At 74.2% G+C, this 10,696-nt stretch carries 9 protein-coding genes; 2 read left to right on the forward strand and 7 right to left on the reverse strand.

Annotation, left to right across the window (positions count from 1 at the left end; genetic code table 11):
• Positions 1-81: 81 nt before the first annotated feature.
• From ACFVGO_RS11315 to ACFVGO_RS11345, 7 genes are all read right to left on the reverse strand, one after another.
• Entirely contained in the window at positions 82-879 is a 798-nt protein-coding gene (locus ACFVGO_RS11315; protein ID WP_380631412.1) for an ABC transporter ATP-binding protein, read from the reverse strand.
• On the reverse strand, positions 872-1,852 hold the full coding sequence (locus ACFVGO_RS11320; protein WP_380631413.1) for an ABC transporter ATP-binding protein: 981 nt from the start codon (positions 1,850-1,852) through the stop codon (positions 872-874). The genes ACFVGO_RS11315 and ACFVGO_RS11320 overlap by 8 nt, the downstream gene beginning before the upstream one ends.
• On the reverse strand, positions 1,849-2,703 hold the full coding sequence (locus ACFVGO_RS11325) for an ABC transporter permease (protein ID WP_359898980.1): 855 nt from the start codon (positions 2,701-2,703) through the stop codon (positions 1,849-1,851). Before ACFVGO_RS11325 ends, ACFVGO_RS11320 begins: the two co-directional genes overlap by 4 nt.
• Positions 2,700-3,665, reverse strand: a complete 966-nt coding sequence (locus ACFVGO_RS11330) for an ABC transporter permease (protein ID WP_380631414.1) — start codon at positions 3,663-3,665, stop codon at positions 2,700-2,702. Before ACFVGO_RS11330 ends, ACFVGO_RS11325 begins: the two co-directional genes overlap by 4 nt.
• Positions 3,662-5,308 (reverse strand): ABC transporter substrate-binding protein, encoded by a 1,647-nt coding sequence (locus ACFVGO_RS11335; RefSeq protein WP_380631415.1) that lies wholly within the window; start codon positions 5,306-5,308, stop codon positions 3,662-3,664. Before ACFVGO_RS11335 ends, ACFVGO_RS11330 begins: the two co-directional genes overlap by 4 nt.
• A gap of 28 nt (positions 5,309-5,336) precedes the next feature.
• Positions 5,337-6,416, reverse strand: coding sequence for an agmatine/peptidylarginine deiminase (locus ACFVGO_RS11340; RefSeq protein ID WP_380631416.1), 1,080 nt, complete (start codon positions 6,414-6,416; stop codon positions 5,337-5,339).
• A gap of 136 nt (positions 6,417-6,552) precedes the next feature.
• The gene (locus ACFVGO_RS11345; protein WP_380631417.1) at positions 6,553-7,764 is read right to left on the reverse strand and encodes an agmatine deiminase family protein; all 1,212 of its coding nucleotides are present in this window, start codon (positions 7,762-7,764) and stop codon (positions 6,553-6,555) included.
• 157 nt (positions 7,765-7,921) lie between these two features.
• Between ACFVGO_RS11345 and ACFVGO_RS11350 the strand changes: the two genes are divergently transcribed.
• Both ACFVGO_RS11350 and ACFVGO_RS11355 read left to right on the forward strand, forming a co-directional pair.
• Positions 7,922-8,497 carry a TetR/AcrR family transcriptional regulator gene (locus ACFVGO_RS11350; protein WP_359898971.1) on the forward strand — a complete coding sequence of 192 codons (576 nt, stop codon included), beginning with the start codon at positions 7,922-7,924 and terminating at the stop codon, positions 8,495-8,497.
• Positions 8,498-8,722: 225 nt separating this feature from the next.
• Complete coding sequence (locus ACFVGO_RS11355) at positions 8,723-10,570, forward strand: protein kinase (RefSeq protein ID WP_380631418.1); 1,848 nt, start codon at positions 8,723-8,725, stop codon at positions 10,568-10,570.
• The last annotated feature ends 126 nt before the right edge of the window (positions 10,571-10,696 follow it).

Raw genomic sequence — 10,696 nt, forward strand, 5'->3', positions numbered from 1 at the left:
GCTGCCGCCCGGCGTCGCCCGCCGGTGTTGCTCGGTCACCCCGGCCCGGCGGGTCCCACCACCTGCCGGGCCGGGGCCGTCTTACAAGGCGCGGCGCGCGGCGGCGATCCGGTCGGGATCCCAGCCGGGCCGGGGGACGGACTCCAGCAGCAGCCGGGTGTAGGCGTGCTGCGGGGAGTCCAGGACGTGGGCGGTGGGGCCGGATTCGACGATCCGTCCGTGGCGCATGACGACGACCTCGTCGGTCACGCAGCGGACGACGCCGAGGTCGTGGGTGATGAACAGGTAGCCGATGCCGGTCTGTTCGCGGATGTCGGCGAGCAGGTTCAGCACCTGCGCCTGCACGGACACGTCCAGGGCGGCGACCGCCTCGTCCAGCACCAGGACGGCCGGCTGGACGGCCAGCGCCCGGGCGATGGCGACGCGTTGGCGCTGGCCGCCGGAGAGCTGCCGGGGCAGCGCGTCGGCCGCCCGGGTGCCGAGGCCGACCTGGTCGAGGAGCTCCCGGATCCGGGCCTCGTGGTCGGTGCCGGGGAAGTGCAGCCGCAGGGTCTCGCGGAGCACGGCCTCGACGCTGGTGCGCGGGTCCAGGGAGAGGTACGGGTCCTGGAAGACCATCTGGACCTCGCGGGCGCGGGCCAGCCGCTCGGCCCTCCCCCGCACCCGGCCGCCTCGGGCCCGGCCCCGGACGGCGACCCGCCCCTCGTCGGCCTGTTCGAGGCCGACGACGATCCGGGCGGTGGTGGTCTTGCCGGAGCCCGACTCGCCCACGATGCCGAGCGATCCGCCGGCGGCGAGGGTGAAGGTGACGTCGTCCACCGCCCGTACGGTGCCGAAGGTCCGGCACAGTCCGGTGACCTCCAGTACGGCCTCAGGCATCGGCGCGGCTCCCTTCGAGCGGGTGGTGGCAGGCGACCGGGAGCGCCACGGGGGTCTCCTCGCGGCACCGGGAGGTCGCGTACCGGCACCGCGCGGCGAACGCGCATCCGGTCAACTCCTGGCGCAGGTCCGGCGGTTGGCCGTCGATCGCGGCGAGGCGGCGGCTGTCGGACTCCAGCCCCGGGGTGGAGGCCAGCAGCGCGGCGGTGTAGGGGTGGCGGGGACTCTCGAAGAGCGCTGCGGCGGGGCCCGTCTCGGCGATCCGCCCGGCGTACATGACGTAGACGCGGTCGCTGATGGCGGCGGCGAGGCCGAGGTCGTGGGTGACGAACAGCAGGCCGGTGCCGAAGCGTCGGCGCAGCTCCCCGAGGAGTGCGATGACCTCGGCCTGGCTGGTGACGTCGAGCGCGGTGGTGGGCTCGTCGGCGAGCAGCAGGACCGGGTCGCCCATCAGCGCGGCGGCGATCATGACGCGTTGGAGCATGCCGCCGGACAGCTGCCCGGGGTGGCGGTTCAGCAGTTCCGGGCCGAGGCCGACGGCGTCGAGCAGTTCGGCGGCGCGCCGGTCGGCGTCCTCCCGGCGCATGGCGCCGGTGAGGCGGACGCTCTCGGTGAGGAAGTCGCCGACGCGGCGCAGCGGGTTGATGGCCGCCCGGGGGTCCTGGAAGATCATGGCGGCCCGGCCGGTGCGCAGGGCGCGCAGCCGGTCGGGGCCCATGGTCAGGACGTCCTCCCCGTCGACCAGGACGCTGCCCTCGGCGGTGGCGCCGGGCGGCAGCAGGCCGAGGGCGCTGCGGGAGGTGAGGCTCTTGCCGGAACCGGACTCGCCGACCAGGGCGACGGTCTCCCCCGGGCCCACGGTGAGGTCGACGCCGTCGAGGACGGGCCGGGCGGTGCCGGGCAGGCGGAGCCGCAGGCCCCGGACGTCGAGGGCGTTCACGCGCTGCTCCGGTTCGTGGCTGCTGCGGTTCATGGGGTCCTCCGGGCGACGCGGTCGGCCCAGCGCTCGCCGACGACGTTGAAGGCGACCACGGTGAGCACGATGAGGACGCACGGCAGGATCGCGGAGAGCGGGTAGCCGTGCTGGATCGCGGTCTGGCCGTCGAAGACCATCCGCCCCCAGTCGGGGGTGAGCGCGGGGACGCCGAGCCCGAGGAAGGAGAGGCCCGCGAGGTCCATCAGGGCGTAGCCGAAGTTGATCGTGGACTGGGCGAGGACGATCGGGGCGATGTTGGGCAGGACGTGCCGCAGGCAGATCTGCAGGGTGGAGTGGCCCTGGACCTGGTAGGCGCTGACGTACGGGCGGGACCGTTCGGCGAGGACGAGCGAGCGGGTGAGCCGGGAGACGTACGGCAGGTAGGCGACCGCCAGGGCGACGACGGGGGCGAGCAGGCCCTCCCCGTACACCGAGACGATCAGGATGGCGAGCAGCATGCCGGGGAAGGCGAAGACGAGTTCGGTGCTGCGGGACAGGACGGAGTCGAGCCAGCCGCCCCGCCAGCCCGCGGCCAGGCCGACGGCCACGCCCGCGACGGTGGAGAAGGCGACCACGCCGAGCGGGCCGAGCAGGGAGGTGCGGGCTCCGAGCAGGAGCCGGGAGAGGGTGTCGCGGCCGGCGGTGTCGACGCCGAGCAGGTGGTCGGGCGAGGGGCCGGCCAGGGCGTTGCCGAGGTCGACGGCGTTGGGGTCGTCCGGTGCGATCCAGGGGGCGAGCAGGGCGGCGAGCACCACCAGGGCGACGATGCCCAGGCAGGCCAGGTGGAGCGGGGCGCGGGCGGCCTTGAGGCGGCCGAGACCGGGCCGGCGGGCGAGGGCGACACTCATGCGTCGGACCTCCTCGTGCCGAGGGCGACCCGGGGGTCGACCAGCGGGTGGAGCAGGTCGACGACCAGGTTCACGGTCATGAACAGGGCGACGACGAGCAGGGAGATGGCCTGGACGGTCGGGAAGTCCTTGGTGGTGGTGGACAGTTCGAGGAGCTGGCCGATGCCGCCGACGCTGAACGCCGACTCCACCAGGATCGTGCAGACCAGCAGGGTGGAGACGATCAGGCCGCCGGTGGTCAGCACGGTGCCCAGCGAGTTGCGGAACACGTGGCGGCGGATCACCTCGCGTTCGGGCACGCCCCGGCTGCGGGCGACGGTGACGTGCTCGCCCTCCAGGGCGTCCAGCATCGCCGAGCGGGTGACCCGGGCGAGCATCCCGATCAGGTACAGCGCGAGGGCGACCGCGGGCAGGGTGAGGTGCCACAGCAGGTCGGCGAAGCCGTCGCCGGTGCCGCTGGTGGGGAACCAGCCCAGCTTGACCGCGAACAGGCCCTGCAGCAGGACGGCCGCGACGAAGGAGGGGGTGCCGACGGCGAGCGTGGTGGAGAGCAGGATCGCCGAGTCGGTCGCGCCGCCGCGCACCGCGCCGATCCAGCCGAGCGCCAGACCGATGACGACGACCACCACCAGGGCCATGGCCATGGCCACCAGCGTCAGGGTCGCCGGCAGGCGGTCGGCGAGCAGCGTGGAGACGTCGGTGCGGTAGGTGATGGAGCGCCCGAAGTCCCCCTGCAGCACCTGGCCGAGCCAGCGGAAGTACCGGACCAGGAACGGGTCGTCGAGGTGGTACTGGTCGTTGATCGCCTGCAGGGCGGCCGGCGAGGCCGACCGGCCCGACAGGAGGAAACTCGCCGGGTTGCCCGGCGCCAGGTACATCGCGCCGAAGACCACGAAGGAGGCGCCGAGCAGGGTCGCGGCCATCTCCACCAGTCGCCGGGCGGCGAATCTCAGGAAGTTCACCGGGCGGCCCCCACGTCGGCGGCCCACGGGTAGTACATGTACGCGATGGTGGTGGGGGCGCCGGTGATGCGCTTGTTGAGGAAGACGGCGGTCGGCCACTCGGCGACCGGGATCCAGAGCAGCTGCTGGGAGGCGGTCTGCTGGAGCTTCGCCTCGATCGCGCCGCGCCTGGCCGGGTCGTACTCGGCGGTGGCCTGGTCGACGAGGTCGTCGTAGGCCTTGTCGCTGTACCCGGCGAAGTTCTGGTAGGCGCCGGTCCGGAAGTTGACAAGCAGGTCGAGCGGGTCGGTGATGGAGTCGTAGTACGTCTCCGGGAACAGGTCGATGCCCTCGCGCGCCTTGGGGTCGGTGAACAGCGCGGTGAAGGCGTTCGGGGCGATCGTCCTCAGCTGGACGTCCAGCCCGATCCTCGCCCCGGCGGCCTGGACGGCGGTGGCGAGCAGGGAGACGTCCTGGCCGATGGTGCTGGTGGCCATGACGATCGTCCGGCCGCTCGCGCCGGCCTCCTTGACCAGGGCCTTGGCCTTGTCGATGTCCTGCGCCGTGGGGGTGAGGCCGTCGAAGGCCGTCCTGCGGACGTCGTCGGGGGCCGCGCCCCAGGCCGCCCTGGTGGTGAGGGAGCCGGTGACGGTGCCGGCGCCGGAGAGGCCGGCCTTGACGAAGCCGGAGCGGTCGAGGGCCAGGGACAGGGCCTGGCGGACGCGCAGGTCGCCGAGCGGGCCGTGCATGCTGGTGACGTTGACGTTGACGGTGCTCAGGCCCTCGCCGAAGTAGAGCGTGCCCGGGCCGTCCTTCTTCAGCCGGTCGTAGCTCTCGGTGGGGATCAGGTAGCCGCCGTCGACGTCCCCGGTGAGCATCGCGTTGGTGCGGGCGGACGCGTCGGTGAGGAAGCTGAAGACGACCTTCCCGGCCTTGGCCCTGGTGCCCCAGTAGCCGTCGAAGCGCTGGAGTTCGATCGACTGGCCCTTGGCCCAACCGCCCAGCTTGAAGGGGCCGGTGCAGTCGAGGCCGCCGCTGGTGCCGTAGTCCTTGCCGGCCGCCTCCACCCCGGCCCTGGCGGCGACCACGCCGGCGGCCGTCGCCATGTACTGGGGGAACTGGGAGTCGGGCTGCTTGAGCTTGACGGTGACCTGGAGCGGGCCGGTCGCGGTGACGGAGTCGACGTTCTGGAACACCTGCGCCCAGGCGGAGGCGTTGTCCGGGTTGGTCTGCCGGCCGAGGCTGTACACGACGTCGTCGGCGGTCATCACCGTGCCGTCGTGGAAGTGCACGCCGGCCCGCAGGTCGTAGACCCAGGTGGTCGGGTCGGGGCTGGACGCCTTCTCGGCCAGGCCGGGGGCCAGGGTGAGCTGGGGCGTCCAGCGCATCAGGCTCTCGCAGACGTTGGCGAGCACGGTGTTCTGCGGGTAGTCGAAGGCCTGGACGTAGTCCAGGGTGGGCGGTTCGGCGTAGGTGGCCCAGGTGAAGGAGTCGAGCTCGCCCTTGGCCGCCGGGGTGTCGGCGGAGAGCTGTACGGCCGACCCGCCGGCGCCGCGGGGCGGGCCGGAGCAGGCGGCGGCCAGGGCCGCGGCCGAGAGCAGGGCGGTGGCGAGGACGAGCCGCCGCCGGGCCGCGGTGCGTCTCGCGGGCGCGGTGGGAGTCATGAGGGTTTTCTCCGTTCGCTGGCGAGGGTCAGGCGCGAGCAGCCGCGGACGGCGTGGCGGTGGTCTGCGTGGCATCGGCCTGCGTGGCGGTGGCCTGCGTGGCGGCCGGGATCTGCTGGGTGATGCAGTGGACTCCGCCACCGCCGTAGGCGATCACCCGGGCGCGCACGCCGACGACCTTGCGGTCCGGGTAGGCGGCGGCCAGCACGGCCAGCGCCGCCGCGTCCTCGGGGTGGTCGGCGACCGGCACCACGACGCCGCCGTTGGCGAGGTAAAAGTTCAGGTAGCCGACCTCCACCTCCCGGCCGTCGACCTCGACGAAGGCGGCCTGCGGCAGGTCGACGATCTCGAAGGGCCGGCCCTGGGCGTCCGTGGAGTGCTCCAGCACGGCGCGGTTGGCCCGCATCCGCACGTAGTCCGGGTGGTCGGGATCGGCCGGGAGCTGCACCACGACCTTGCCGGGGGCGACGAAGGCGCAGACGCCGTCGACGTGCCCGTCGGTCTCGGTGTCCAGCGCCCCGCCGTACGGCAGCCAGACGATCGTGGTGACGCCGAGCCGGGCCTTCAGCTCGGCCTCGATCTCCTGCCGGGTCATCTCCGGGTTGCGGTTGGGGTGGAGCAGGCACTGCTCGGTGGTGATCAGCGTGCCCTCGCCGTCGACGGTGATCGCGCCGCCTTCGAGGATCATCCCGGAGCGGATCGCCGGGGTGCCGAGGTGCTCCAGCAGCAGGCCGCTGATCCGGTCGTCGGCGTCCCAGGGGCTGTGCTTGCGGCCCCAGGCGTTGAAGCGGAAGTCCACGCCGGCCCGGCGGCCGTCGCCGTCGAGGACGAAGATCGGCGCGGAGTCGCGGAACCAGGAGTCGTCGGTGGGGAGTTCGACGACGGTGATGCCGGTGCCGGTGCCCGTGCCGCAGTGGGCGCGCGCCTCGTCGCCGTGGCCGGGCGGGGCCACCATGGTGACCGGTTCGAACTCCGCGATGGCGCGGGCGACCGCCGCGTACTCGCGCTTCACCTCGGCCAGGGTGTCGCCCCACAGGTCCGGGCGGACGGGCCAGGCCATCAGGCAGCCCTCGTGCTCGGTCCACTCCGCGGGCATTCGGTACGTCACGGGAAACCTCTTCTGGTCGGTCCCCGGCCGGCCCGGCGCGTTCGGGGCGCGGGCCGGTCGAGGGGGAGGGTGGTGGGAGCGGAAGGATCCCCGGCGGCCCGCCTCCGTGGGGTACCGGACGGGCCGCCAGGGGGTCTCAGAGCGCCGGCGGGACGGCCGGCTGGGACTGGGTGGCGCAGTGGATGCCGCCACCGCCGGAGGCGATGGTGTCGATGTTCAGCTGGACGACGTCGCGGCCGGGGAACTCGGCCCGCAGGATCGCGTAGGCCCGGGCGTCGGCGTCGGCATCGCCGAACTGCGGGACGAACACGGCGCCGTTGGCGACGTAGAAGTTGGTGTAGCTGGACAGGAAGTCCTTGCCGCGGCCGCGGATCCGGGCGCGGTTCGGGCCGGGGAGCTCCACGACGGTCAGCGGGCGGCCCTGGGCGTCGGTCGCGGTCCGCAGGACCTGCTTGGCCTGCTCGTAGACGTCGATCCAGATCCGGTCGGTGCCGGGGCCGGGCCGGTCGAGGAGCACCCGGCCGGGCGCGGTGAAGCGCGCCAGGCAGTCGATGTGGTAGTCCGTGATGTCCTGGCCCGCCAGACCGGCCAGCCAGATCACCTTGTCCATCCCGAGCGACGCCTTCAGGGCCTGTTCGACCTGGTCCTGGGACATCCCGGGGTTGCGGTTGGGGTTCACCAGCGAGCTGACGGTGGCCAGCAGGGTGCCCTGGCCGTCCGTCTCCAGGGCGCCGCCCTCGCCGACGAAGGGGGCCCGGACGCGGTCGACGCCGTACTCGGCGAGGAGGGCGGCGGCGACCGCGGCGTCCTCGGTGTAGCGCTGGTAGTAGGGGGTGCCGGTCTTGCCCCAGCCGTTGAAGTTGGTGTCGACGCCGGCGACGGCGCCCGGTGCGACCACGAAGGTCGGGCCGAAGTCGCGGATCCACAGGTCGTCGTTGGAGATCTCGACCACGGTGATCGCGTGGTAGGCGCCGGGGCCGCAGTAGTAGCGCGCGTCGGCCGCCTGGCCGGGGCGGGCGACCACGACGACGGGCTCGTAGCGGGAGATCTCGTACGCGACGCGGGCGATGTCGTCGCGGACCGCCGAGAGCTGGGTCCGCCAGATCGAGGACAGGGCCGGCCAGGCCATGAAGGTGCGGTCGTGCCGGTCGCTCTCGGCGGGCATCCGCAGCCGCGTGGTGCCGCCCGCCGCGGCCGGGGCGACGGCGTCCGCCGCGGCGGGGGCACCTGGCGGGCCGGCGGTCGCGGCCCGGGCGGTGGCCGGAAGGGCCGTCCCCAGGGCGATCAGGGGTACGGCGGCGGCGCCCAGCCGGAGCAGGCCGCGTCGTGAGGGTGTGGGGGTGTGCATGGCGCTCCCTGGATGACGTGGGAGGTGGGGGGTTGCCCCGCATCCTCTACCGTACTGAAAATTCAGTCAAGCTTTTGATGCAGGACTCCTCGAAAACCCTGAAACGATCATCAGGCAGCTGGCCCGACCAGCCGAGGAGCACATAGAGTGGGCGCCCATGTCGGACCGTCGGACAGAAATACTCAAGGCCGCCACCAGGGTCATCGCCCGGCGCGGCGTACGCGGACTACGGGTGGGCGAGCTGGCGAGCGAAGCCGGGGTGTCCACCTCGTTGATCTACTACCACTTCACCGACCGGGCCGGCCTGCTGCGCCGGACGCTCGACTTCATCAGCGACCGCGCCGACCACTACACCGCCGAACCGGACCCGGTGCCCCGGACCGAGGACCCCCGCGCCGACCTGGAACAGGTGCTGCTCCTGGAGCTCCAGGACACCGTCGAAGTACGGGAGAACAGCACCGCCTGGGGCGAGTTGAGAGCCACCGCGGTCTTCGACCCGGAGCTTCGCGAGGACCTCGCGCGAACCACCCACACCTGGGTGCACGACGTCGCCGAACTGCTCGCCCGGGCCGATCCGGGCGGCACCGCGCCGGCGCACGCGGCGGCCGCCGAACGGCTGACCGCACTCGTCGAGGGCCTGAGCGTGCGCTGGCTCAGCGGCTCGCTGCCGGTCGAGCACGCCCGCCGCCTGCTGCGCGGGGCGATCGAGGCGGAGCTGGGCGACCCCCGGTGAGGCGCCAGGGGCGGCGGGGACGCCGGGACCGGCGGGGCCCCGGACGAGCCGGCGGCGACGGATTCGGCCAATCCTGACGGAACCTCTAAACTCTGCGAGGCCGTGCCCGCCGCACGCCGCTTCCGCGGCCGTCGGGCCCCGCGCCCCCGAGTCCCCGACCGCCGACGTCCCGACCGCCGACACCACCGACCGCCGACGTCCCGACCGCCGAGAGAGGCAGCCCGCATGTCCGCTGACCGATCCCCTTTCGCCCTCCAGCCGGTCTTCCAGGAGCTGACCCCGGACGACCCGCGCGAGGTCGGCGGCTACCGGCTGTACGCGCGGCTCGGGGCCGGCGGCATGGGCCGGGTCTACCTCTCCTACACCCCCGGCGGGCGGCCGGTCGCACTCAAGGTGGTGCGGCCCGAACTGGCCGAGGACCCGGAGTTCCGCGCCCGGTTCGCCCAGGAGGTGGCCAGCGCCAGACGCATCCACGGACTGTTCACCGCCCAGCTCGTGGACGCCGGCGTGGAAGCCGCCCCGCCGTGGCTCGCCACCACGTACGTGCCGGGCCCGTCCCTGCAGCAGGTGGTCCGGCGCTTCGGCCCGCTCCCCGAACGGACCGTCCTGCTGCTGATCGCCGGCATCGCCGAGGCGCTGCAGGCGATCCACGCCACCGGGGTGGTGCACCGCGACCTCAAACCGGGCAACGTGCTGATCGCCCCGGACGGCCCCCGGGTGATCGACTTCGGCATCGCCCGGGCCGCCGACGCCACCGCGCTCACCGGCACCGGGCTGCGCATCGGCTCGCCCGCCTACATGGCGCCCGAACAGGCGATGGGCCGGCCCGCGACCCCGGCCACCGACGTGTACGCCCTCGGCGCCCTCGCCGTCCACGTCGCCGGCGGCAACCCGCCCTTCGGCGACGGACCGGACCCGTCGACGCTCTACCGGACCGTCCACGAGGAGCCGGACCTCACCCCGGTCCCGGCGGGCCTGCGCGAGCTGCTGCTGCACTGCCTCGCCAAGCGGCCCGAGGACCGGCCCACCACCGCCGAGGTGATCGCCGCCGCCCGGAGCCACCCGGCGGTCGGCGGGCACCTCAGGTTCGGCGACGACTGGCTGCCGCACCGTCTGACCAGCCAGATGACCCGGCACGCCGAGCTGCCGCAGGTGCCGGCCGAGGCCGAGCGGGGTGATTCCGACGGGCAGGGCGGTATCGGTGATCCGGGCGGTTCCGGCGGGCAGGGAAGTTTCGGTGATCCGGGCGACCGGACGGACGGGCCGGGCTGGGCCTCGGCCCGTACGGTCCTCGCCCCGGTGGCCGTCCCGACCCCCACCGTCGTCGCGTCCGGGCCGCTGCCGGAGCCCGCCGCGGCCTCCGGGCGGGTGCCGGCGCCCTCGGCGTCCGGCTCCGTCCCGGTGCCCTCGGCCGGGGGCGGCCCGGCGAGGCGCGCCCGGGCCGGAGGAGGCCGCAGAGGGGCCCTCGGACGAACGGCGCTGATCGCCGCCGTGGCCCTGACCGTCGGCGCCGCGTCGGCGGTGTTCCTGCTCGACGACCCGGACCAGGTGGAGGCCGCCACCGAGGAGGCTCCGGTGTCCGGCACCGCCGCACCGGTCACCCCGGCCCCGCCCGGCCCGTCGGCCCCCACCGGATCCCCGTCCCCCACCCGGTCGGCCCCGACCGCGCCGACCGCTTCCGCACCGCCGCCCGTCACCGACTACGCCGCCGTCTACCGCGGGGTCGAGCTGACCTCGGCGGACTCCTCCTACGAGTTCGACCTCGCCACCGGGACCGTCGTCCCGGTCGACAGCGCGATCTGGTACGTCGGCCGCGGCGACGGCGAGTTCCTCGTCCCGGAGGCCGCCGACACCTTCATCGGCCGGGACGCCGGCCTGGGCGTCGCCGACTGCCTCAAGGGGCTCGGCGCCCGGCCGGCCGGGCGGGTGCCGTTCGGCGCCGTCGGACCGCGCGGCGCGTTCTGCGTCCGGTCCGCGGACGGCCGGGACCTCGCCGTGGTCCGGGTGCTGTCGACCGCCGGCGCGGACGGGCCGGTCAGGGTGTCCCTGGACCAGTACCGCCGCAACGGCTGAGAGCCGCCGCCCCCGCACCGACCGGTGGGGAGCGGCGGCTCTCGGACGTCCCGGGCGGTGCGCGGCCGAAAGGAAGGTCAGGGGTTCCCGGCCGGTTCGGCCGGACCCCCGCCCAACGGACCCCCC

The organism is Kitasatospora sp. NPDC057738 (assembly GCF_042798815.1).
In the GTDB taxonomy this organism is placed as follows: Bacteria; Actinomycetota; Actinomycetes; order Streptomycetales; family Streptomycetaceae; genus Kitasatospora; species Kitasatospora lactacystinica.

Coding starts and splice junctions, on each gene's coding strand:
- ACFVGO_RS11315 (WP_380631412.1), bottom strand. CDS start 879: ATGCCTGAGGCCGTACTGGAGGTCACCGGACTGTGCCGGACCTTCGGC.
- ACFVGO_RS11320 (WP_380631413.1), bottom strand. CDS start 1,852: ATGAACCGCAGCAGCCACGAACCGGAGCAGCGCGTGAACGCCCTCGAC.
- ACFVGO_RS11325 (WP_359898980.1), bottom strand. CDS start 2,703: ATGAGTGTCGCCCTCGCCCGCCGGCCCGGTCTCGGCCGCCTCAAGGCC.
- ACFVGO_RS11335 (WP_380631415.1), bottom strand. CDS start 5,308: ATGACTCCCACCGCGCCCGCGAGACGCACCGCGGCCCGGCGGCGGCTC.
- ACFVGO_RS11345 (WP_380631417.1), bottom strand. CDS start 7,764: ATGCACACCCCCACACCCTCACGACGCGGCCTGCTCCGGCTGGGCGCC.
- ACFVGO_RS11350 (WP_359898971.1), top strand. CDS start 7,922: ATGTCGGACCGTCGGACAGAAATACTCAAGGCCGCCACCAGGGTCATC.
- ACFVGO_RS11355 (WP_380631418.1), top strand. CDS start 8,723: ATGTCCGCTGACCGATCCCCTTTCGCCCTCCAGCCGGTCTTCCAGGAG.